This is a genomic window from Vreelandella arcis (genome assembly GCF_900103865.1).
GTDB lineage: Bacteria > Pseudomonadota > Gammaproteobacteria > Pseudomonadales > Halomonadaceae > Vreelandella > Vreelandella arcis.
This window is the reverse complement of record NZ_FNII01000005.1, coordinates 239158-262507: the sequence shown is the minus strand read 5'-3', so window position 1 is coordinate 262507 and position 23350 is coordinate 239158. Positions and strand designations below refer to the sequence as shown.

Sequence of the window (23350 nt, the reverse complement as noted above, 5' to 3'; positions counted from 1 at the left end):
TAAGCGTTTGCAACAAGGGCGTCAACACCGCCCGTGCTCATAAGGTTAGCGGTTGAGTATCACTTCTAGCACGAATTTGCTGCCAAAGTAGGCCAGTATTAGGATCGCGCAGCCGCCGAGAGTCCAGCGCACCGCGCGCATGCCACGCCAGCCAAAGCGGTATCGGCCAACCAACAGCGTGGAGAAAATCACCCAGGCGAGTAGCGAGAGCACGGTTTTGTGGGCTAGGTGCTGGGCAAAGAAGTTGTCCAAGAACAGCAGGCCGCTGATAATCGACAGGGTGAGCAGCACAATTCCAGCCCATACGAGCTCGAAGAGCAGCCGCTCCATGGTGGTTAATGGCGGTAGGGATTGGACGATGCCACGAATATGATGATGGCGTAACGCCTGGTTTTGCAAACCGACTAATACCGCTTGAACTGCGGCGATGGCAAGCACGGCAAAGGCCAGCGCAGAGCTGATGGCATGAATGAGAATGCCCGGTGTTAGCCCGCTATGGCCGCCTTGGCTGGGCAGCCAAGTGGCCGCGATCAGCGCGATACCGGCGAGGGGGAAAAGCGCAATGCCCGCGTTGAGCACCGGCTTGAATAGGCTTGCCACCAATACCACGTTGACCGCAACGGCCATAAGCAGCGTCGCGCTAGTGGTAAAGCCGGGGAGTAATCCTGGCGTTTGCCCCACGAGATGAACCACCACCGGGATATGTAGAAGCAGGCCCAGGGCGGCGACAACCCGCACCATGCCCTGGCGGGGAGGAACGCGTCGAAACAATGTCATGCCCTGCCAGATGGCGGCGGCGACATACAGAACAAAGGCAATAGTGGCGAAAGGTAGCGCCTGCATGATGCTATCCGTGCGCCTTGCAGCGCGTAGTGATGAAGGTAGTAATGAAATAAATCGAGTCGTGATTCGTCTACTATAACGAATCCTTACAGTGACGCACAGCCATCTAGACCACGAGTCCCATGGAGACTCGTGGCGCGAGCGCGTATAATCTTTTGCACATTAGCCTAGGGGCGGATACGCCCGGCGACAGCGACGGAGGCAGAGAGGCCCCATGTTTTCGAGTCTTAGTGAGCGTCTTTCCCAGACGCTAAAATCGATTAAAGGTCAGGCGCGCCTGACCGAAGATAACGTTAAAGATACCCTGCGCGAAGTTCGCCGTGCGCTGCTTGAGGCAGACGTAGCGCTGCCGGTGGTCAAGGACTTTGTCGAGCGGGTACGCGAGCGGGCTGTGGGGCAGGAGGTATCCAAAAGCCTCTCGCCCGGGCAGCAGTTCGTCAAAATCGTCCAGCAAGAGCTGGAAGCCACCATGGGCGAGGCAAACGAGGGGCTGACGTTAAAGAGCTCCCCGGCCGTGGTGCTTATGGCGGGTTTACAAGGGGCGGGTAAAACCACCTCGGTGGCCAAACTGGCCCGCTACCTGCGCGAGCGCGAAAAGAAAAAAGTCTTGGTGGTGTCGGCAGACGTTTACCGCCCTGCGGCGATTGACCAGCTGGAAATGCTGGCCAAAGAGGTAGAGGTCGACTTCTTTCCCTCTCGCTCTGATCAAGCGCCCGTGGACATTGCCGAAGCCGCGATCAAGCACGCCAAGATTCAGTTTCATGACGTCGTCCTGATCGATACTGCCGGCCGCCTGGCGATCGACGAAGCGATGATGGCGGAGATTCAAGGGCTTCACAAAGCCGTGTCGCCCGACGAAACGCTGTTCGTCGTCGATGCCATGACAGGTCAAGATGCCGTCAATACGGCGAAGGCTTTCCATGATGCGCTGCCGTTGACCGGGGTGATTCTGACCAAAGCCGACGGTGATGCGCGGGGTGGTGCTGCGCTTTCCGTGCGTCATATTACCGGCAAACCGATCAAGTTCATGGGTGTGGGGGAGAAGGTTGACGCCTTAGAGCCCTTCCACCCTGACCGTGTAGCCTCGCGGATTTTGGGCATGGGCGACATGCTGTCGCTGATCGAAGAAGCCGAGCGTACGGTCGATAAGTCTAAAGCCGATCAACTGGCGAAGAAGGTTAAGAAAGGCGACGGTTTCGATTTAGAAGACTTTCGCGAGCAGTTGCAGCAGCTCAAGAAAATGGGCGGTATGGGTGGCTTGCTCGGCAAGCTGCCGGGCATGGGACAAATGGCGGATATGGCGCAAGGGCCCGGCCCCGAGAAAGAGCTGGGTAAGCTAGAAGCGCTGATTAACTCCATGACCCCCAAAGAACGCCATAAGCCCGAGATCATCAACGGCTCTCGCAAGCGCCGTATCGCCGCGGGCGCGGGGCTGCAGGTGCCGGATCTGAATCGTCTGCTCAAGCAGCATAAGCAGATGCAGAAAATGATGAAGAAAGCCGGTAAAAAAGGCGGTATGCAAAAAATGATGCGTGGCATGTCCGGCATGATGGGCGGCGGTGGTGGTCCAGGTGGGCCCGGCGGCCCAGGTGGCATGGGCGGAATGGGCGGTCCCGGTGGATTGCCCAGGCGTTAATTGGCAATGTCGCCAGCTGGTAAGCTTGACGGCCTAATAGTTTTCTGGCGGCCAGGCTTTCCAAGCCGAGCGCATTTGCGTAGAATGCGGCGTCTTCTTGCGTGGGTGTTGGCCATAATGCGGCAAACGCCTGCCATAGGGGCTTTTTATATAGTATGAGGAGTGTTTTCCGGTAGCGATAGCCGCTATTGCTCACTCTCGTAACCTCAACCGAAGGATAGTTATCGTATGGTTACCATTCGTTTGGCACGTGGTGGCGCCAAAAAGCGTCCCTTTTACCACCTAACCGTGACTGACTCACGTAACGCCCGCGACGGTCGTTTCATTGAGCGCATCGGTTTCTTCAACCCCGTTGCACGCGGTCAAGAAGAGCGTCTGCGCGTTGATCTGGATCGTGTTGTGCACTGGCAGAGCCAAGGTGCCCAGCTGTCGGGTCGCGTTGCTGAGCTGGTAAAAGAAGCACGTAAGCAGGCCTAAGCTTGTTCGCGATGTGGCAAGTGCTGTTGTACGTCGAGGTCGTCAATGACGCGTTTTGAATCAAGCCAAACTGACGACACACATGTGGTGCTCGGCAAGCTCACAAGCCCCCACGGGGTGAAAGGCTGGCTGAAGGTATATTCTTATACCAGCCCTATCGACAGCATTTTGGATTACCCCGAATGGTGGGTGCGCCAAGGCGACAGCCTAACGCAAATGACCATTGTTCAGGGCCGTCGGCAAGGCAAGGGTCTTGTGGCACAGCTGAAAGGCATTGATGACCGCAGTGCAGCCGAGGCATTGGCTCAAGCGGACATTTTGATGCCCAAAGCCGCCCTTCCTGAGCTTTCTGACGATGAGTATTATTGGCATGAGCTTGAAGGCTTAGCGGTTTTCACTCAGGCCGGCGAACGGTTAGGACGGGTCAGTTATCTGTTCGAAACCGGCGCCAACGATGTCATGGTGGTACGCGGTGATGTTGATGCGATCGACCAGCGCGAGCGGTTGCTGCCGTTTATGCCGGGCGATGTCATTGTCGAAATCAACCTTGAAGACGGCCGCATGGTCGTTGACTGGGATCCTGAGTTTTGAACAGTGAACACGGGCCGGAGAGCGAAAACGAAAGTGCAACCCCAGCGATGTGGATCGGCGTCGTCTCGCTGTTTCCCGAAATGTTCGACGCACTGACCCAGCAGGGAGTGGTCGGTCGAGCAATTGATAAACAGCTGATTGAACTCGCGTTCTGGAATCCGCGCGATTATGCCACCGACCGTCATCGTAGCGTGGACGACCGCCCATACGGCGGTGGGCCAGGCATGCTGATGAAAGTTGATACCTTGCGAGCGGCGATCTTTGCTGCCCGCCAGCAGGCGCACCACGCCACAGGCCAAACGCCGACCGTGATCTATCTATCCCCCCAGGGGCGTAAGTTGGATCAGCAAGGCGTGAAGACACTGGCCTCCAAAGGCCCTCTGGTCGTGGTCGCCGGGCGTTATGAAGGTATCGACGAGCGGGTGGTGGAAAGTGACATCGATGAAGAATGGTCGATTGGCGACTATGTGCTAAGCGGTGGTGAGCTGCCCGCCATGGTGTTAATTGATGCAGCGGCAAGGCTGGTTCCCGGGGTATTGGGGCACCAGGATTCCGCTATCGAAGACTCGTTTAACGACGGTCTGTTAGACTGTCCGCACTACACCCGTCCGGAAGTTATCGACGGACGCCAGGTGCCGGATGTGCTGCTGAGCGGTAATCATGCCGCGATCAAGCGCTGGCGGTTGAAGCAGTCGTTAGGTCGTACGTGGCAACGACGCCCGGATTTGCTGGAAGGGCGCGCGCTAAAGGCCGATCAGCAACAGCTGCTAAACGAGTTTATCGAGGAATACGCTCTGTCCTCTTTGCCGAATAAAACGAAGTAGGCCAGGGCGGCGGTGCAGGGCGACAACGGCGATAAGCCTGCGCACCTGTGTCACCCATAACGACTCCCGCGTCGCTCGTATTGAGCGCCGGGATCACGGCGACCGCCTTCCATGACTGAGCGGTTTAGCCACCACGTTATTTAGGAGTATGATAATGAGCAGTAAAAGCAAAGTGATCCAGGCGCTCGAAACCGAGCAAATGTCCAAAGAGGTGCCGAACTTTGCACCGGGCGACACCATCGTCGTTCAGGTCAAAGTGAAAGAAGGTAACCGTGAGCGTTTGCAGGCGTTTGAAGGCGTCGTTATTGGTAAGCGTAACCGTGGTCTGAACTCCGCATTCACCGTGCGTAAAATTTCTCACGGTGTTGGCGTCGAGCGTACCTTCCAGACTTACAGCCCGCTGGTTGACTCTCTTGAAGTCAAGCGTCGCGGTGACGTGCGCCAAGCCAAGCTTTACTACCTGCGCGAGCGCAGCGGCAAATCGGCACGTATCAAGGAAAAGCTGGCTTAAGGCGAGCCTTTTCCACAGGCGCTTGCGCCTGGGTACCAAAACCCCGTCACCGCTCTGCGGGGCGGGGTTTTGTTTATAACGAACCTAACAGGCGGCTTGCGTATGCGTGTTATTGATGCTTTTTTGGATGCCCTTTGGCTTGAGCATGGGGCCAGTGAGCATACGTTAGCGGCTTATCGACGCGATCTGAATGCCTGGCAGCAGCACCTGGAAACACATGATGAGTCACTGCTATCGCCGTCGTCAGAGCGTTTTAATGCGTGGTTAACCAGTCGTCGTGAAGCGGGTTACCAACTGCGCAGTAACGCCCGAGTGCTATCGAGTCTACGCAGCTTTTATCGTTGGGCACGGGCTAACGGCCATGTGACGAGTGACCCGTTGGCCGAGGTACGCCTGCCCCGTGTACAACCTGGTCTACCGAACACCTTGGAAGAAGACGAGGTGGAGCGCTTGCTGCAGGCCCCGGCGCTGGATACCCCGTTGGGTGTGCGCGATCGCACCATGTTAGAGCTGCTGTACGCCTGCGGGTTGCGCGTGTCGGAGTTGGTGGGGCTCACCGGGGATGCGGTGAATTTGCGCCAAGGGGTTGTCCGCGTGCGGGGTAAAGGCGACAAAGATCGTCTGGTGCCGATGGGTGAAGAGGCCGCCGATTGGCTGGCTCGCTATATGAAGACGGCCCGGCCGGCATTGATGCAGGATCCTACCCGACCGGCCCTGTTTCCCGGCCGTGGCGATAAAGCGATGACGCGGCAAACCTTTTGGCACCGCATTAAGGCGCACGCTATCACCGCGGGTATTTCACGTCCGCTTTCACCGCATACGCTGCGCCATGCCTTCGCGACGCATTTATTGAATCATGGGGCCAATTTACGAGTCGTACAGTTGCTGTTAGGTCACAGTGACTTATCCACCACGCAAATTTACACGCATGTGGCCCAGGCTCGCTTGGAAAGCCTGCATGCTGAACATCACCCAAGAGGTTGAGGGCATTATGCGCCGAGGCATAGAACACACGACGTTTATGAGTAAACCGCGCAGACTGATGGGCTGGCTGCTGATCAGTTCGATATTACCCATGGTGGCACAGGCCAATAGTGCGGCCGATGAGCTTCGCGACACGTTGCGCGTCAACGGACAGGCCATGCCGGTTGACGACGTGCGTGAAACGCCGATGGAAGGCATTTATTATGTGCGTCTAGACAACGGGGAAACCTTTTACTCGAATGCCGACGGCAGTCATTTTCTGGTTGGCGATCTGTATGAAAACGCCGATAGTGGTCTGGTGAACCTGACCGAGCAGTCGCGCAACCAAGAACGGGCAGACGCCATCGCTGCCATACCGGAAAGCGACCGGGTGATATTTCGCGGTGAAGAAACGCCCAAAGCGACAATCGTGGTGTTTACCGACCCAAGCTGCCCTTATTGTGCCAAGCTGCACGAAACCGTACCGGAGCTTAACGAACGTGGCGTCGCGGTGCATTATCTGGCATTCCCGCGTAGTGGCATGAATGCCGACGCCGGTAGGACGCTGCAACGCGTATGGTGTGCGGATAACCCCAGCGAGGCTATGTCTCGCGCGAAGCGGGGTGAAACGCTCCCCAGTTCGGGCAACTGCGACAACCCAGTGGCGGAGCAGTACGAATTGGGCCGTACGCTGGGGGTGCAAGGCACGCCAGCGATTATCCTGCCCAATGGGCGGATGGTGCCCGGCTTCGTACCGCCGGATCGCATGATGCAAATGCTAGAGCTGAATGACGCCTAGGCCGATTGATCCATAACGAGCACGCTGAGACACTGCACCGCTCGGTGCACAACATAAAAGGGGAAGTATTTTGAAACCGGTAAGAGTAGGCATTTGTGGGCTAGGAACCGTCGGTGGCGGTACGTTTAACGTGCTAACGCGAAACGCTGAAGATATTGCACGTCGTGCAGGCCGCCCGATTGTGATTGAGCAGGTAGGTCACCGCAGCATTCACCCCGATTGCGACATTACCGGTATTAATGCCACCTCGGACGTTTTTGAGGTGGCCACTAACCCTAACGTGGACGTGCTGGTTGAACTGATTGGCGGCTACGATACTGCCCGTGAGTTGGTACTCACCGCGATTGCTAACGGCAAGCATGTAGTGACCGCCAACAAGGCGTTGATTGCTGTTCACGGCAACGAAATTTTCAAGGCGGCCCACGAAAAAGGCGTGATCGTCGCCTTTGAAGCCGCCGTGGCCGGTGGTATTCCGGTGATTAAATCGCTGCGCGAAGGCCTAGGGGCCAACCGTATCGAGTGGGTGGCGGGTATCATCAACGGTACCGGCAACTACATTCTGACCCATATGCGTGACGAAGGCCGCGCCTTTGAAGACGTGCTCGCTGAAGCCCAAGCGCTAGGTTATGCCGAATCCGACCCGACCTTTGATGTTGAGGGTATCGACGCCGCGCATAAACTGACGATTCTCGCCTCGATCGCCTACGGCGTGCCGCTCCAGTTTGAGAAGGCCTTCACCGAAGGCATTTCGCGGATTACCGCGGAAGACGTCGAGCAAGCCGACAACCTCGGCTATGTGATCAAGCATTTGGGTATTTCCAAGCGAACCGATCATGGGCTAGAGCTGCGGGTGCACCCCACGCTGATCCCCAAAGAGCGCCTGCTGGCTAACGTTCACGGCGTTAAGAATGCCATTGCGGTGATGGGCGATGCCGTGGGGCCAACGCTCTACTATGGGGCTGGTGCAGGCGCGGAACCAACGGCCTCGGCCGTAGTGGCCGATGTGCTGGATGTAGCGCGCGACATCACCACCGACCATCACTACCGGGTGCCTTACCTGGCCTTCAGCGGCATCGACGAAGACGTCAGCCAGCTGCCGATCATGCCCATGGAAGATATCACCACGGCCTATTATCTGCGCCTGCTGGCGGTCGACCGGCCGGGCGTGCTGGCCCGCGTGGCGACAATTCTTGCTGAGCAGGGCATGTCGATCGAGGCGCTGATTCAGAAAGAAGCCACCGAAGGCGAGCTGGTGCCGATCATTCTGCTGACCCATCGCACCAAAGAGAAGCAGATGAACGAAGCGATTCGTGAAATCGAAGCCATGGCGGATATCGCCGGCCCGGTGACCCGCATTCGTGTGGAAAGCCTGGACGAAGGGGAGTAATTAACCGCATGCGCTATATCAGCACGCGTGGGCAAGCGCCCGCGCTCTCCTTTGAAGAGGTGGTGTTGACCGGCATGGCCAGCGACGGCGGTCTTTACGTGCCGGAAACGCTGCCGTCGTTCTCGAAAGAAGACCTGACTGACATGGCCGGGCTTTCCTACGCGGAGATCGCCTTTCGCGTGATGAAGCCGTTCGTAAACGGTGAGATAGACGATGACACCTTCCGCCAGATTGTGACCGACGCCTACGCGACGTTTAACCACGACGCCGTGCTGCCGCTCAAACAGCTGGACGCTAGCCACTTTCTGCTCGAGCAGTTCCATGGCCCGACCCTGGCATTCAAGGACGTCGCCCTGCAGCTGCTGGGTCGCTTGCTCGACCACTTCCTGCAGAAACGCGGCGAGCGTGCCGTGATCATGGGCGCGACCTCCGGCGATACCGGGTCGGCAGCGATTGAAGGCTGTCGTCACTGCGACAATCTGGATATTTTTATCCTGCACCCGCACAACCGTGTATCGGAAGTACAGCGCCGCCAGATGACCTCGGTGCTGGCCAACAACGTGTTCAATATTGCCATCGAGGGCAACTTTGATGATGCCCAGGCGATGGTCAAGGCGAGTTTCGCCAATCAGGATTTTCTGAAAGGCACACGGCTGGTGGCGGTGAACTCGATCAACTGGGCGCGGATTATGGCGCAGATCGTTTACTACGTGGCCGCTGGTGTCGCCCTGGGCGCGCCGCAGCGCGAGGTCAGCTTCTGCGTGCCGTCAGCTAACTTCGGTAATGTCTTTGCGGGCTATATGGCCTACAAAATGGGCCTACCGGTTAAGCAGTTCATCATTGCCACCAACGCCAACGATATTCTGCACCGCACCCTGGCCGCGAACGATTTCTCCAAGAAAGAGCTGGCGGCCACGCTTGCGCCGTCCATGGACATTGTCGTGTCGTCGAACTTCGAGCGTCTGCTGTTTGATGCGTACGACCAGGATGGCGCCGCCGTAGCGGCACTGCTTGAGCGTTTTCAGCAGGAGCCGACGGCGCTGGCCGATGCGCCGCTGGCCAAGCTGCGCGAGAAGTTCGCAAGCCACAGCGTCGACGACGCGACAATCCTGGAGGTGATTCGCGAAGCCCATCACCGTACCGGCGAAATTCTCGACCCGCACACGGCGACCGGTTACCGGGCCGCCGAACGTGCCCGGGCCGATCAATCTACCCCGGTGATTACCCTGGCGACGGCTCACCCGGCCAAGTTTGCCGAAGCGGTGGTGAAAGCCGGATTCCAGGGAGTGCCGCTGCCGACTCACATGGACGACCTGCTGGAGCGCGAGGAGCGCTATACGGTGTTGCCCGCCGAGCTGAGTGCTGTACAGCAGTTCGTCGCTGACAACCGGCGCTAAGGCGTATGTCTGAGGTAACAGATGTGCCCGACAGGCACTCCGCGCCACTGCAGCATGCCAGCTCCCCCCGGCTAGAGCCTCGTCCGCTGGACGAGGCGGTGTATGCGCGTGCCCAGGCGGAAGGCTTAAATGAGCTTCAGGCGCGCCTGCTGGCCTCGCGCTTACCTGGGTATCAGGGAGAGCTGGCACCGCTGGTGTCGCCCAGCCTTCGCTATCTGGCGCATCCGCAAAAGCTGGCCGATGGTCAGCGCGCCGCCGAGCGTATTGCCCAAGCGGTCGCCGAAGGTGAGTCAATTGGCATTTTGACCGATTACGACGTGGACGGCATTACCTCCCACGTGGTGATCCGGCGAACGTTGGTAGAGCTATTTGGCGTGCCGGAGCACAAACTGCACAGCTTGATTGGCCACCGTATTCACGACGGCTACGGGATCAGCCTGCCGCTGGTCGAGCGCACCCTAAATCTAAAGCCGCTGCCGTCGTTGGTCATCACCGCCGACTGCGGCAGCAGCGATGAGCCGCGTATCGCGCGCTTAAAGGCGGCGGGCATCGACGTGGTCGTCAGCGACCACCACGCCTTGCCCCTCGAAGGGCCGCCGTCTTCTGCTTATGCCTGCGTTAACCCTACCCGCTCGGATTGCGACTACCCGGATAAAACCATCGCCGGGTGCATGGTGGCCTGGCTTTTGATGTCACTCGCCCGCGGCGTGCTGATCGAGTGGGGCGCGCTTTCCGAGACAACGCCCAAACTGTCGCCTTGGCTTTCCTACGTAGCGCTGGGCACGGTGGCTGATTGTGTGTCGCTGGGCGGAAGCCCTGCCAACCGCGCCGTGGTCAATCACGGCCTTACGCTGATTAACCGCATGGACGCCGCCTGCTGGCGCGCCATGGCCACGCGCTTAGGGGCAGACAGCGTACCGTTTAACGCCGAAACGCTGGCGTTCCAAATGGGGCCAAGAATTAATGCCCGCTCACGGCTGGACGACCCCTACGCGGCGCTACACTACATGTTGGCCGAAAACGATGGCGTGGCTAATCGGCAATTAGAGGTGCTGGATCAAGACAACCAGTCTCGCAAAGCCATTGAGGCGGACATGGCCGAAGAGGCGCGGCGCCTCGCCGTCAGTGCGCTGGACGCTGATGAGCCGGCGGTGGTGGTTTTGCTGGAAGATGGCCATCCCGGCGTACAGGGCATCGTCGCTTCACGTCTGGTGCAGGCCTATGGCCGCCCGGCGTTGGTGCTTACCCAGGCGGCGGCTCCCAATATGTTGACCGGTTCGGGGCGATCCATTGACGGGTTGCACCTGCGTGACGCCTTACAACGTACCTTCGAGCTTGCGCCTGAAGCGCTGCCCCGCTTTGGTGGCCATAGCGGGGCTGCTGGCGTGGGCGTGCCACGCGAGCAGCTTGATGCCTTTAAAGCGGCGTTTCTGCAGGCGGTGGGTGAGCAGTTGGAAGGGCGAGAGCTTTATCCGCGTCTCTGGACGGATGGCGAGCTATCCACGGCGCAGCTGTCGCTTGCGACGCTTGCCGATATCGAAGCGCTTGGCCCCTATGGTCGCGAATTCGACCCGCCGCTGTTTGAAGGTCGTTTTATCGTTGAAGCGCTGCGCCCCGTGGGCGCGGACGGCGCGCATTTGATGATGGAGCTTTCCATGGGTGCTGTGACCTGCAAAGCCATCTGGTTCCGTGCCTTAACGCCGGGCGAGCTGCCCGCGTTTAGCGTGGGCGATACGCTGCACTGCGCCTACAAGCTCAATCGCAACCGCTGGCGGGGGCGTGATTCGTTGCAGTTGATGGTGGAGCACGCCAGCGCTATTTAATGCTGGCCCAACAACCGTTGGATAGCCTTGCGCCTATTAGCGTATTTCTTAATAAAACAGGACGTTGTGCGATGCGCATGGAAGACCTCCCTACCGACCCTCATAAACCCTATGAGGATGTCATGGCGATGCTCTTGGGCACGTTTTTCGTCGCGCTCGGGGTAACCTTTTACACCCACGCCGTGCTGCTGACCGGTAGTACCGCCGGGCTGGCGCTATTACTCAGCTATGTGACGAGCAGTGTCACCGGGTGGGGGTTTGGGGTGTGGTTTTTCGCCATTAACCTGCCGTTTTATTACCTGGCGATAAAACGCATGGGGTGGAGTTTTACCTTGCGTACCTTTGCGGCCATTGGCCTTGTATCGCTGTTTTCCGAGCTGACCCAGGGGTGGGTCGAGTTTGCCGCCGTGCCGTCGCTATACGCGGCACTGATGGGTGGAGCCTTGATGGGCATCGGCATGCTGATGCTGTTCCGCCACCGCACTAGCCTGGGCGGTATTAATATCCTGGCACTCTACCTGCAAGATAAGCACGGCCTGCGGGCAGGCTATGTGCAGCTAGGCATCGACGGGCTTATTCTGCTGGTAGCGCTGACCCAGCTACCGCTCGACCGCGTGGGTTACTCGGTGCTGGGCGCGCTGACGCTCAACCTGATGATTGCTCTGAATCATAAGCCAGGACGTTATATCGGCGTTAGTTAGAAACGTTCAGCCAAGCCAGAACCACCACACAATAGCGGCGATAAGGCCGAGCCCGGCAAGATTGACCAGTAGGCTCATGAGTTGCCTCCTTGTGATTTTGTGGCATTAGCTTTCCATAGACGTAAGCGGTTGGCGTTGCTGACTACAGTGATGGAGGACAGCGACATTGCCGCCCCGGCGATCATCGGCGAAAGCAGCGTGCCGGTGATGGGGTAAAGCACCCCGGCGGCGATGGGAATACACAGCACGTTGTAGCCAAAGGCGCCGACCAGGTTCTGCTTAATGTTGCGCAGCGTGGCGCGACTGATTTCGATGGCATCGGCCACGCCATGCAACGAGCCGCGCATCAGCGTCATACCGGCGCTCTCGATGGCCACGTCGGTGCCCTGACCAATCGCGAAGCCTACATGGGCGCGGGCTAGCGCTGGGGCGTCGTTAATCCCGTCGCCGACCATACCCACCACTTCGCCTGCGTTTTGGCGCCGCTCGATGTCAGCATGTTTATCTTCAGGAAGCAGCCCGGCGCGATAATCGTCAATACCCACTTGGCGCGCAATGGCCGCGGCTGTGTGGGGGTTGTCACCGGTCAGCATGACGACATTCAAACCGTCGGCTTGCAGCCGCTTGACGGCGTCAACGGCGTCGTCACGCAGCGGGTCGCTGATGCCAAAGAGCGCCGCCAATTTGCCGTCCAGGGCAAAATACACCAGCGTGCGGCCTTTTTCTTCCAGCGCGCGGGCGTTGTCCTGGCTTGCGGAAAGATCGACGCCGGCGTCTTCCATCAGGCGCGCATTGCCCAGCAGTAGTGATTGGCCGTCAGTGGTTTGTGCTTTCACCCCGCCACCGGTGACGCTATCGAAGTCGCGGATCTCAGTAGGCTCAGCGTCGTGTTCGTCGGCATAGGCCATTAGCGCCGCGGCAAGCGGGTGCTCGGAGCCGCGCTCCAAGGCGGCGATGTAGCCCAGTGTTTGTGGGGTATCGTCGCTTAATACCTCCGCCTCGGTGACGCGGGGCTTACCTTCGGTGAGCGTACCGGTCTTGTCCACCACCAGCGTGGTCAGTTTGCTGGCGGTTTGCAGTGCATCGCCGTTTCTCACCAGTACGCCGTGTTCGGCGGCCTTGCCGACGCCAATCATGGTGGAAATCGGTGTGGCCAGGCCCAGCGCGCAGGGGCAGGCGATAATTAGCACGGTGGTAGCAGTCACCAGCATGTGAATGACGCGTGGCTCGGCACCGAAATTGAACCACACCAGTGCCGTGAGCACGGCGATGATCATCACTGAGGGGACAAAAATGCTGGACACTTTATCGGCCAGCTCGCCAATCGGTGGGCGCGAATTTTGCGCGCTGGCCACCTGTTCGGTGATTTGGCCCAGGCGAGTGTCGGCACCCACGCGGGTCGCCTGGTAAACCAAGCCGCCTTTGCCGTTCACCGTGCCAGCGCTGACGTCATCGCCTTGGGCTTTTTTCACCGGTTCGGGCTCGCCGGTCAGCATGGATTCATCGATATGGCTTGAGCCTTCCATGACCTCGCCATCCACCGGCAGACGCTCGCCGGGGCGAACGCGGATCTGGTCGCCCTCGCGCACGGCGTCAATCTCAACTTCACGCTCTTCGCCGTCGCGGATCACTCGGGCGGTGCGGCTTTGCAGATCCAAAAGGCGCTTTAATGCATCGCTGGTGCGGCCCCGGGCGCGCAGTTCCATCGCATTGCCCAGCAAAATCAAGCCGATCACCATGGCCGAGGCTTCAAAGTAAATGCCGTGAGCCACCTCGGGTAGCCAGGGGGCAAACAGCACCACCGCCATCGAGTAGAGCCAGGCAGTGCCGGTGCCCATGGCCACCAGTGTGTCCATATTGGCTTGATGGTGCTTGAGGTTTTTCCACGCGTTGACAAAAAAATGGCGGCCGGGAAACGCCAGGATGCCCAGCGTCAAAAGCCCGATGACCAGCCAGAATAAACGACCAGTTCCCTCTGGATGAGGGTGGTAGACAAACATGCTGAGCATCAACGGAATGGCAAGCGCCAACGACCAAGCGCTGCCTTTCAAGCGCCGCTTGTAGTCGCGCGCTTCCTGCTCGGCGCGGGTTTTCTCCGCCTCGCGCATATCGACAATCGGCTCAGCCCCATAGCCAACCGATTCCACCGCCGCTATCAAGGCGCGTTCGTCGGCATTACCAACGACTTGTGCGGCGTGCGTACCAAAATTAACGCTGGCGGTTTCAACGCCTGCGGTGTTCTCTAGGGCTTTTTGAACGCTTTTCACACAGCTGGCGCAGGTCATGCCGCTAATCGCCAGGCGGATTTGCTGACGACTGCCGGGGCTCGCGCTTTTAGTTTGCGCACTTTGCGCTGGCTGAGAAGCGGTGTCGTTGCGGTTTTCATCTTTAGTCGGCGCTTCCTCGGGCCGCTCGCCGGGTGGGTAGCCCGCGCTTTCCAGCGTTTGGTCGAGGGTGGCGTCGTCCAGCGTGGTGGTTACCTCAAGATGTTTTTCCCCAGGCGTGCCGACCACGTCGGCGTGGCTATCTTGCTGTTGGATCGCGTCGCGCATGCGTTTTACGCAGCCTTGGCAGTTCATGCCGGGGACTGTGCGCGTCAGGGTGTGTTGACTCATGGGGTCTCCTGCTCCTCGGGAAAGCTCTCGATCAGGCGACACAGGCTGTGCCCGTCCGGTGTGCCGTCGGGCATGTGCTGCCAGCTCTCCAAGGCTTGTTCCATACGTTGGGCAAGCGCCTCAAGCTCTTGGATTTGCGCACGAATTTGCGGCAACCGGTTCGCCAGCAGGTCGCGCACCATTGGGCAGGGGGAATCGCCTTGGTCGGCATGGGCGAGAATGTCGCGAATCTCGGCCACGCTAAACCCGAGCTTGCGCGCGCGCTGTATAAAGTGCAGCCGTTCAAGATCCGTCGCTGAGTATAGCTGGTAGCCGTTTTCAGGATGTCGTGTGGGCGCTAAGAGTAGCTCCCGGGTGTAATGGCGTACCGTTTCGGGGGTAACGCCACCACGTTTCGCCAGCTCGCTGACTTTCATTGTGTAGTTCCAAGATGTGTATTGATCATGCTACGCAGTCTAAAACCTATGGGTTACACAAAGGTCAAGCGTGAACGCAAAAAGAGGCCAAAGGCCTAAAACAATGATTTAAAACGGTCGTGCGACTAATGTATAAGCTAAAAATAAAATAAAACGCTCGTTTGCCCTTGAATGAAACACGCTTTTCGGCCAAAACTGACGTGTACAAAAAAAGTATGACGGATGGATGCCATCCCGTCGGATCATTGGGAAGAGAGGCCCTCTATGCAAAATAAATTTAACAAGCTCGCCTTAGCAGTCGCCGTTGCCACCGCCGCCTTCGCCAGCCAAGCTCACGCCGGTGGCTACCAAATTAACGAACAGAGCGTCAGCGGTCAGGGTTACGGTCATGCAGGGCGTAGTTCCAACGTAGAAGACGCCACCATTGTGTACGGCAACCCGGCGGGTATGTCGTTTTTGGATCGTGCGCAAATCTCTGTAGGTGGGACGTATCTAAACGTTAAGACTGATATCGATAATGCTAGCGCCACACGGAATGGAGCTCCTATAGAAGGCAGTAGTGAAGGCGATATGGTTCCAGGGACGTTAGTTCCTTATGCTTTCTATGCACATCCGGTGAATGAGCAATTAGCGTTTGGCTTCGGGGTTTATGCGCCGTTTGGTTCTAAAACGGATTACGAGGACGGGTTCCTTGGACGCGGTCTTGGTAACTACACGGAACTGACGGTGATGAGCGCGCAACCGACAGTCTCCTACCGCTTCAATGATCAGTGGGCGATCGGTGCGGGTATTACTTATAACCGTGTGGATGGAGAGTTACGCCGCCAGGTGCCAATTCAAGTGGCGGCCCTTGGTGTCGATACTGAGCTAGATTCAAGGGTTGAGGGAGATGATGAGAGCTGGGGTTACAATCTCGGTGTGATTTTTCAGCCTGTCCCCGAAACAACGATGGGCCTGACCTACCGCTCCAAAGTCAGCTACACGCTTACCGGTGATTTTAGAGCGACAGCGACGGACAATTCTCTGGCTATCGCTGGCGTCAGTGAAGGCGATACGGTCAGAAGCGATAGCGCTAATCTCGATCTGACCACTCCTGAGACGATTAACTTCTCCATCACTCAGCAGATGTCCGATAACCTCAAGCTGATGGCCGGAGTGTCTTGGGTGCGTTGGAGTCGTTTCGATCAGATACTGGTTGAGGGGGACTCCATTCCGGAGATTACGCGAGAAGAGCAGGACTATTCGAATGCCTGGGCCTTTGCCGTCGGCGGTGAGTACCAGCTTAATCCACAGTGGGCACTGCGCGCGGGTGTCACGCTCGACCAGACCCCGACCAGCGATCAGTTCCGCAGTGCGCGTATACCCTCGGATGATCGGCGCATATTCTCCATTGGCGCTGGTTGGACGCCAGTCGATAACCTGACGCTCGACTTGGCATACTCTTACCTAACTGAGCGCGGCACTCGGGTCGACCAAGCCAGAAACGATACATCTACACTAGGCACCTTTACCTCAGACGTTGACGCAACCTACGCTGCCGACTACAAAAACGAAGCCCACGGCTTCGGTGCTCAGCTGACGTATCGCTTCTAACGCGTTAGCGTTTGCTAGAACGACCCAAACCCGGCCCAGGCCGGGTTTTTTGTGCGATAGGCAAAGTCGGCGGGATGGATGCGGTAAGCGCGGGCTTTCGTTACAATACGTTCCATAGGATTTCGCCGCTGGGGTGGTAAGCGCTGATTAGAGGCTTATCCCCCAGCGGCGCGTGTCTCTTTTGAGCCGCGTTTACTGAAGTGTTTTAACCGACTAAGGCCAGGGCAATCCATGTTGGAAACTAACCCGATTCATCTCCAGATCAAGGACCTGTCTGAGCGGACAGACGTTCTTAGGGGGTATCTTTGACTACGCCGAGAAAAAAGACCGGCTAGAAGAAGTTTCCCGCGAGCTTGAAGACCCCAATGTCTGGAGCGACCCAGACTACGCACAGAAGCTCGGCAAGGAGCGTGCGTCCCTCGAAGCCATTGTAGCCACCATTGATGATCTCGATCAGGGGCTCGGCGACAGCCGTGATTTGCTAGAGCTTGCTGAAATGGAGGACGACGAAGGCACCGTTGACGAGGTTCACAAAGAGCTTGATAGCCTGCAACGAGTCTTAGAGAAGCTTGAGTTTCGGCGTATGTTTTCTGGCGAGATGGACGAGAATAACGCCTATCTGGATATCCAGTCGGGGTCGGGTGGTACCGAAGCTCAGGATTGGGCTAATATTCTGCTGCGCATGTATTTGCGTTGGGCGGAAAGCCACGGCTTCAAAACAGATATTCTTGAAATTTCCGAAGGCGATGTGGCGGGTATCAAATCGGCGTCGCTGCATATCCAGGGGGATTATGCTTTCGGCTGGTTACGTACCGAAACCGGCGTTCACCGCCTGGTGCGTAAAAGCCCGTTTGATTCCGGCGGTCGTCGGCATACCTCTTTTGCGTCGGTTTTCTTATCACCGGAAATCGACGATAGCTTCGAAGTGGAAATTAATCCTTCCGACCTGCGCGTGGATACCTATCGCTCGAGCGGCGCCGGCGGTCAGCACGTTAACACTACCGATTCGGCGGTGCGCATTACCCACGATCCCAGTGGCATTGTGGTGGCGTGTCAGAGCCAGCGTAGCCAGCACGCCAACCGCGACTTCGCCATGAAACAGTTGAAGGCGAAGCTGTGGGAGCATGAAATGCAAAGGCGCAATGAGGCTAAGCAGCAGGCGGAAGACTCCAAAGCCGACATCGGTTGGGGCAGCCAAATTCGCTCATACGTACTCGACGATCAGCGCATCAAAGATCTGCGTACCCATGTTCAGTCCAGCAACTGCGAAAAAGTGCTCGATGGGGATTTAGATCAGTTTATCGTCGCCAGCCTTAAGCAAGGTTTGTAATCTTTTCAGGGTTTGATCATTAATAAGGTGCCCGATGGCTAACCAAGACGCGTCTTCTGCAGACAACGAAAACCACCTGATCGCTGAGCGGCGCACCAAGCTCGCTGCCCGTCGAGAACGTGCGGCCGAGCAGGGCAAAAGCGCATTCCCGAACGATTTTCGCCGCGACAGCTTAACCGTTGAGCTTCACAATCTGCTGGGCGAGAAGGACAAAGCCGAGCTTGAGACGCTTGATCACCACGCGTCAGTGGCGGGGCGCGTTATGCGTCAGCGCGGGCCCTTTATCGTCATCCAGGACGTCGCGGGCCAGATCCAGCTTTACGTCAATAAAAAAGGCCTGCCCGCCGATGTGCTCGACGACATCAAAAGCTGGGATATTGGCGATATCGTGGCCGCTCATGGTCCCGTGCATAAATCCGGTAAAGGGGATCTGTACGTCATGATGAAAGAGGCGCAGCTGTTAACCAAAAGCCTGCGCCCGCTGCCCGATAAGTTCCACGGCTTGACCGACCAGGAAGCCCGCTATCGTCAGCGCTACGTTGACCTGATTATGAACCCGCAGTCGCGCAAGGTGTTCGAGACCCGTGCCGCGGTGATCAGCTCCATGCGCCGCTTCTTTGAAGCGCGCGGCTTTATGGAAGTGGAAACGCCGATGCTGCAGCCGATTCCCGGCGGTGCAGCGGCGCGTCCGTTTATCACCCACCACAATGCGCTGGATATCGACATGTATCTGCGTATTGCACCAGAGCTTTACCTCAAACGTCTGGTGGTGGGCGGTTTCGAGAAAGTTTTTGAAATAAATCGTAATTTCCGCAACGAAGGGTTATCCACTCGGCACAACCCTGAGTTCACCATGGTTGAGTTTTACTGGGCTTACGCGGATTACAACGACCTCTTGGATATGACCGAGGCGATGCTGCGCACGGCGGCTCAGGAAGTGCTGGGTATCACCACCATTGAATACCAGGGTGCGAGCTATGATTTCGGCAAACCGTTTAACCGCATAACCTTGCGCCAGGCGATTCTTGATCACGGCGACGGCATCAGCGATGCGGATCTGGATTCGCTCGACGCCGCGCGGGCGGTGGCCGAAAAGCGGGGGATCAAGGTCAAAGAAAGTTGGGGGCTGGGCAAACTTCAGACCGAAATCTTTGAAGAGGTGGCCGAGCATAAGCTCGACCAGCCAACCTTTATCACCGAATACCCGGCGGAAGTCAGCCCGTTGGCGCGGCGTAACGACGCTAACCCCTTTGTCACCGACCGCTTTGAGTTCTTTGTTGGCGGCCGTGAGATTGCCAATGGCTTCTCGGAGCTTAACGACGCCGAAGACCAGGCTGAGCGCTTCCGCGAGCAGTCTGCCGAGAAAGACGCGGGCGACCTGGAGGCGATGTACTACGATGCGGATTACGTTCGCGCGTTGGAGTACGGCTTGCCGCCAACGGCGGGTGAAGGCATTGGTATCGACCGCTTGGTGATGCTGTTTACCGACAGCCCCTCGATTCGCGATGTGCTGTTGTTTCCGGCGATGCGTCCGGAAGCGGACTAAACTTTACGATAACTGCTGGTTAGCGATGAAAAGTTGGTAAGGGCGCGTTATAGCGCCCATAATGTCCACGTTTCGACGGCGAGGAGAATCCCATGAAACTGCTTAATCGCTCTGCCTTGAGCGTCAGGCCGACCCAGCCCTTTGTGGACTGGATCAATGCGCTTGAACCCACCATGGGAGACGACGATCTGACCCTGGACGATGTCGAACGTGAAAGCACGGTGTATCTGATCCCTGAAATGGATACCCCGGAAGCGCTTGAGACGTTTGTCCGCGAACGCTATGTGGAAATCCTAGAGACCGAGCTGCGCGCCTGGGAAGAGGATGAACGCCAGTGGCCAGAGAAACTCGATTGGTCGCTGTTTCAGACGTTTATACGCATTGAACACAGCTACCTCGCCATTGACCTGGACGATGATACCCCCCTTGAAATATCCGACGTCGACGATGCCTTGCTGCTCGATAACGAGCAAGACTAGGCTCTGTCTGAAAACTGGCTGCGTTCGCCGACTTTTCAGACCAAGACTAGCGTGTCGCCGTCTTAGCGTAAGCGCATTGTGAAACCGGCTTTTGCCGGTTTCGTTGTTTTACTGGTGCTGTTTGGGAACTCACCACCATGCGATTGTTTGAAACCCGACCCGGCGACGACGGTCTGCCAGGGCCCGAGCGCACCTTGGCCGTCTTGGCCTTGGTGACCGGTACGCTGATGGCGGTGGTCGATACCACCATGATCAATCTTGCCCTGCCGACGATTGCCGCCGACCTCAACGTGTCTGCCTCCCGAGCGGTGTGGATCACCAACTTATTCCAGGTGGTGTGCGCCGCGTTTTTGTTGGTGTTTGCGGGTATTAGCGAGTTGGTGACCCGTCGGCGGCTGTACCTTTTCGGGCTGTCAACGTTTGTCATCGCCGCGATGGGGGCTGCGCTGTCGCGCAACTTAGAGACGCTGTTGGTGTTCCGCGCGCTGCAAGGGTTAGGCGCCGCGGCGACGCTGTCCATTGGGCCGTCGCTGTACCGAGCGATTTTTCCCTCGCGGCTGTTAGGCAGCGCGCTGGGCTTAAGCGCCTTGGTAGTGGCGGGTGGCTACGCTGCAGGCCCTACGCTAAGCGGCGTGATTCTCTCGTTTGCCGATTGGCCATGGCTGTTCGCACTGAACGTGCCCCTAGGCGTTTGCTCACTGTGGCTCGCCAAGCGGGCGTTGCCCCAGGAGCAGCCGCGACAAGGCAGCTTTGATGTGGCAGGGGCACTGCTTTCCATCGTCATGCTGGCCAGTTTCTTTATCGCGATGGACGCCGTGAGCCACGCCGCGCCTGTTTGGCAAAGCAGTGGCTGGACGCTGCTAGCGGTGCTTGCCTGTGTGGGGTTTGTTCATCGTCAGCGTCGCGCGCCTTATCCGCTGCTACCGCTGAGCGTGTTTGCAGAAAAGCGCTTTACCTTGGCCGTGTCGGCCTCGGGGCTGGCGTTTATTGGCCAGGGGCTGACGTTTGTTGCGCTGTCGTTTTTCTATCAGGAGCAAATGGGCTTTTCGCCGCTCGAAACGGCTTGGCTGTTTACCCCATGGCCGCTGGCCATCATGTTGGTGGGGCCTTTGGCCGGGCGGCTTGCCGACCGGGTCAATCCCAGTGTGCTGTCCAGCACAGGCTTGGTGTTGCTGATTATTGGGTTGATTGCCCTGGCGCTAGTGGATGAGTCCACCGGGGTGGTGGGCAGCCTCTGGCGAACTGCGTTGTGCGGTATTGGGTTTGGGCTCTTCCAGCCGCCCAACAACCGCGAAATGATGGGTAGCCTGCCGCCCGAGCGCAGCTCAAACGTCTCGGGGGTGATGAGCACCACCCGCACGGTAGGGCAGTCGTTTGGGGTGGCGTTGGTCGGTGCTGCATTGGCCCTTGGCGCGCCCGTACAAGTCACTCTGTGGTTAGGGGCTGCGACGACGCTGATGGCACTGGTGGCGAGCCTTTCTCGCGTGTCGCTGGCGCGGCGCGCGTTGGTTGCGCGGCGGGCATCGTCTGGCGTCGAGTAAGCGCGTACAATGAAAGGGTTTACTATCTAAGGAGAGCTTCCATGACGCTGCAGACACAGATAGAGCAGAAGTTAGCGGCGCTCGCGCCCGACGTGCTGCAGGTAGAAAATGAAAGCCACATGCACAACGTGCCCGAGAACGCCGAAACGCATTTTAAAGTGACTCTGGTGAGCGATAGTTTTGACGGCTTAATGCCGGTCAAGCGCCACCAGAAGATTTATGCGCTGCTGGCTGATGAGCTGTCGGGCCCGGTGCACGCGCTAGCCCTTCATCTTTATACTCCCCACGAGTGGGAAGTGCGTGGCGGTCAACGCCCTGACTCGCCTAATTGTCGAGGCGGCGGGCAGTGACCCCAGAGGTTATTCGCCGGCATTACCTTGAGGCGATGGGCATTACCGCCTGGGCGTGCCGCTATCAGCTTCCCAATGCACGGCCGACTGAAGCCTGCGAGTGGGACGACACGCCCGCTGCGTCGACTCCACCGCGCGAGCGGTTGCAGGCGCTGTTAGATGACGCCCCAGCGCCACGCACACCGCCCACCGACGTACAGCCCGCCAAGGGTGACGTTCCCGCGTCGCCCTCGGCGGTGCGCGCACTGCTGGAGGAGCAACGCTCTACCGCCCCGAGCCAACCTGCTAAGCCATCCCCAACACCGGCGGCTGAGCCTCAGCCAACGCGAGCTCAGCCCCTTGAGTTTCATTTGTCGTGCGTATGCATCGGTGGGCGTTGGTTAAGCCTGCACGCGGGCAAGCTATCTGCCGCTGAGCAGCGGTTACTCGCCAATATGTTGCAAGCAGCAGGCCTTTCTGACGGTGCGATGCCGGACGTTACCTTGTTTAAATGGCCGCCCATGGCCATGACGTTCGCGGCGGACGACCCGCTAGAGGAAGCGCGGGAAGGCGTCAGTGCGTTTGTCAATGGCGTGGCCAGTCGCCAGGGGTGGCAACTGGAGGAACTGTTGTGGTGGGGCGCTGACACGACGGGAAGCGATCACGAAGCGTTATCCCAGGTGCTTGACGTGCATGACGACCAGAGCCGCTCCTTGGCCTTGCCGGTATGGCAGGCTCCCGCCTTGTCGACTCTTACCCATAGCATTAGCGCTAAGCGCGCCCTGTGGCCCAAGCTTCACGCATTAGGGCAGCGCTGGCATACGCCACTCTCAGGTCGTGCGGATGATCGCTGAGCTTGGCGAGAAAGACGCCAAGGCGCTCGTAGCGCTTGAGGCGCGCACGCTGAGCGGCGTTAATCAAACGCTGCTAAAAGACGCGCTGTCGGCAGACACGACCTGTGTCCTTGGGGCCTGGCAGGCACGCGAGTTAACCGGCTACGCACTGTTGGCGCGATTACCTTTCGAGGCTGAGCTTCAAGCCATCGGGGTGCTGCCTGAGCGGCGGGGTGAGGGTGTCGGGCACGCATTGCTCACAGCCGTGTTAAGTATAGCGGTGCGGTGGCAAAGTGAGCGTGTACTGCTTGAAGTGCGTGAAACGAACGCGGCGGCGATTCGGCTCTATGCAGGGGCTGGTTTTCAACAAGATGGCGTTCGGCGAGGTTACTACCCGGCGGCAGAGGGTGGCGCCGGGCGAGAGGATGCGCTGCTTATGTCACGGCTGGTTTAAGATGCATCGTCGACCGTTTCAAATTTATTCAGCAGCTCGCTTAGGCGACGCTCCCACTCTTCACGATCCTGCTTCAGCTGGGTATTTTCCTCACGCAGCGTTTCGTTTTCCAGTTTCATCATCTCCAACGCCTCAACGGTATCGGTAACGCGCTGCTCAAGCTGATTGAATAACTCTAGGCTCATGCCTACCTCCAGGTAAAAACAAGCGACATGCTTGCCTGTAAAACAAACGGGTAATTAACAATGGAGCGAGCGTAACG

General features: G+C 58.2%; 23 protein-coding genes. 19 read left to right on the top strand and 4 right to left on the bottom strand.

What is annotated here, in order from left to right; genetic code table 11:
• Positions 1-45 precede the first annotated feature (45 nt).
• Complete coding sequence (locus BLR97_RS08030) at positions 46-843, bottom strand: cytochrome C assembly family protein (RefSeq protein ID WP_089704632.1); 798 nt, start codon at positions 841-843, stop codon at positions 46-48.
• A 214-nt stretch (positions 844-1057) separates the two neighbouring features.
• Here BLR97_RS08030 and ffh point away from each other — a divergent pair, with 214 nt between their 5' ends.
• From ffh to BLR97_RS07975, 11 genes are all read left to right on the top strand, one after another.
• Positions 1058-2479, top strand: a complete 1422-nt coding sequence (gene ffh, locus BLR97_RS08025; RefSeq protein ID WP_089704629.1) for a signal recognition particle protein — start codon at positions 1058-1060, stop codon at positions 2477-2479.
• 228 nt (positions 2480-2707) lie between these two features.
• Positions 2708-2956 (top strand): 30S ribosomal protein S16, encoded by a 249-nt coding sequence (rpsP, locus tag BLR97_RS08020; protein WP_007111767.1) that lies wholly within the window; start codon positions 2708-2710, stop codon positions 2954-2956.
• Positions 2957-3001: 45 nt separating this feature from the next.
• On the top strand, positions 3002-3547 hold the full coding sequence (gene rimM / locus BLR97_RS08015; RefSeq protein ID WP_089704624.1) for a ribosome maturation factor RimM: 546 nt from the start codon (positions 3002-3004) through the stop codon (positions 3545-3547).
• A gap of 47 nt (positions 3548-3594) precedes the next feature.
• On the top strand, positions 3595-4371 hold the full coding sequence (trmD, locus tag BLR97_RS08010) for a tRNA (guanosine(37)-N1)-methyltransferase TrmD (RefSeq protein WP_089704783.1): 777 nt from the start codon (positions 3595-3597) through the stop codon (positions 4369-4371).
• Between the two features lie 154 nt (positions 4372-4525).
• On the top strand, positions 4526-4882 hold the full coding sequence (gene rplS / locus BLR97_RS08005; protein ID WP_089704621.1) for a 50S ribosomal protein L19: 357 nt from the start codon (positions 4526-4528) through the stop codon (positions 4880-4882).
• A 102-nt stretch (positions 4883-4984) separates the two neighbouring features.
• Positions 4985-5866 carry a site-specific tyrosine recombinase XerD gene (gene xerD, locus BLR97_RS08000; RefSeq protein ID WP_089704618.1) on the top strand — a complete coding sequence of 294 codons (882 nt, stop codon included), beginning with the start codon at positions 4985-4987 and terminating at the stop codon, positions 5864-5866.
• Complete coding sequence (locus tag BLR97_RS07995) at positions 5841-6644, top strand: DsbC family protein (RefSeq protein WP_089704615.1); 804 nt, start codon at positions 5841-5843, stop codon at positions 6642-6644. The genes xerD and BLR97_RS07995 overlap by 26 nt, the downstream gene beginning before the upstream one ends.
• Before the next feature lie 70 nt (positions 6645-6714).
• A complete protein-coding gene (locus BLR97_RS07990) occupies positions 6715-8031 on the top strand; it encodes a homoserine dehydrogenase (RefSeq protein ID WP_089704612.1) in 1317 nt (438 codons plus the stop codon).
• Between the two features lie 8 nt (positions 8032-8039).
• Positions 8040-9428 (top strand): threonine synthase, encoded by a 1389-nt coding sequence (gene thrC, locus BLR97_RS07985; RefSeq protein ID WP_089704609.1) that lies wholly within the window; start codon positions 8040-8042, stop codon positions 9426-9428.
• A gap of 5 nt (positions 9429-9433) precedes the next feature.
• Positions 9434-11251: a single-stranded-DNA-specific exonuclease RecJ gene (locus BLR97_RS07980; RefSeq protein ID WP_089704605.1), complete on the top strand. Its 1818-nt coding sequence runs from the start codon at positions 9434-9436 to the stop codon at positions 11249-11251.
• A gap of 71 nt (positions 11252-11322) precedes the next feature.
• Positions 11323-11952 (top strand): YitT family protein, encoded by a 630-nt coding sequence (locus BLR97_RS07975; RefSeq protein ID WP_089704780.1) that lies wholly within the window; start codon positions 11323-11325, stop codon positions 11950-11952.
• 74 nt (positions 11953-12026) lie between these two features.
• Here the strand turns inward: BLR97_RS07975 and BLR97_RS07970 are convergent, their stop codons facing one another.
• Together BLR97_RS07970 and BLR97_RS07965 are read right to left on the bottom strand one after the other, a co-directional pair.
• Positions 12027-14567, bottom strand: coding sequence for a heavy metal translocating P-type ATPase (locus BLR97_RS07970; protein ID WP_089704602.1), 2541 nt, complete (start codon positions 14565-14567; stop codon positions 12027-12029).
• Complete coding sequence (locus BLR97_RS07965; RefSeq protein ID WP_089704600.1) at positions 14564-14983, bottom strand: MerR family transcriptional regulator; 420 nt, start codon at positions 14981-14983, stop codon at positions 14564-14566. Before BLR97_RS07965 ends, BLR97_RS07970 begins: the two co-directional genes overlap by 4 nt.
• Positions 14984-15247: 264 nt before the next feature.
• On the opposite strand from BLR97_RS07965, the gene BLR97_RS07960 reads away from it, so the two are divergent.
• From BLR97_RS07960 to rimI, 8 genes are all read left to right on the top strand, one after another.
• Positions 15248-16576, top strand: coding sequence for an OmpP1/FadL family transporter (locus BLR97_RS07960; RefSeq protein WP_089704597.1), 1329 nt, complete (start codon positions 15248-15250; stop codon positions 16574-16576).
• A 231-nt stretch (positions 16577-16807) separates the two neighbouring features.
• Positions 16808-17906 (top strand): peptide chain release factor 2 gene (gene prfB, locus BLR97_RS07955; RefSeq protein ID WP_139172907.1). Its coding sequence is split into 2 segments (ribosomal slippage): positions 16808-16882 and positions 16884-17906, totalling 1098 coding nucleotides; the frame shifts between segments, so codons are not numbered across the junction.
• 34 nt (positions 17907-17940) lie between these two features.
• Complete coding sequence (gene lysS, locus BLR97_RS07950; protein ID WP_089704591.1) at positions 17941-19452, top strand: lysine--tRNA ligase; 1512 nt, start codon at positions 17941-17943, stop codon at positions 19450-19452.
• Between the two features lie 92 nt (positions 19453-19544).
• Positions 19545-19931, top strand: coding sequence for a hypothetical protein (locus tag BLR97_RS07945; protein ID WP_089704588.1), 387 nt, complete (start codon positions 19545-19547; stop codon positions 19929-19931).
• Between the two features lie 137 nt (positions 19932-20068).
• Positions 20069-21472, top strand: coding sequence for an MFS transporter (locus BLR97_RS07940; protein WP_089704584.1), 1404 nt, complete (start codon positions 20069-20071; stop codon positions 21470-21472).
• Positions 21473-21513: 41 nt separating this feature from the next.
• Entirely contained in the window at positions 21514-21822 is a 309-nt protein-coding gene (locus BLR97_RS07935) for a BolA family protein (protein ID WP_089704580.1), read from the top strand.
• Positions 21819-22655: a hypothetical protein gene (locus BLR97_RS07930; protein ID WP_089704577.1), complete on the top strand. Its 837-nt coding sequence runs from the start codon at positions 21819-21821 to the stop codon at positions 22653-22655. The genes BLR97_RS07935 and BLR97_RS07930 overlap by 4 nt, the downstream gene beginning before the upstream one ends.
• Positions 22645-23088: a ribosomal protein S18-alanine N-acetyltransferase gene (gene rimI / locus BLR97_RS07925; protein WP_089704574.1), complete on the top strand. Its 444-nt coding sequence runs from the start codon at positions 22645-22647 to the stop codon at positions 23086-23088. Before BLR97_RS07930 ends, rimI begins: the two co-directional genes overlap by 11 nt.
• Here rimI and zapB read toward each other — a convergent pair.
• The gene (gene zapB, locus BLR97_RS07920; RefSeq protein WP_089704571.1) at positions 23085-23273 is read right to left on the bottom strand and encodes a cell division protein ZapB; all 189 of its coding nucleotides are present in this window, start codon (positions 23271-23273) and stop codon (positions 23085-23087) included. The genes rimI and zapB overlap by 4 nt on opposite strands.
• Positions 23274-23350: the final 77 nt, after the last annotated feature.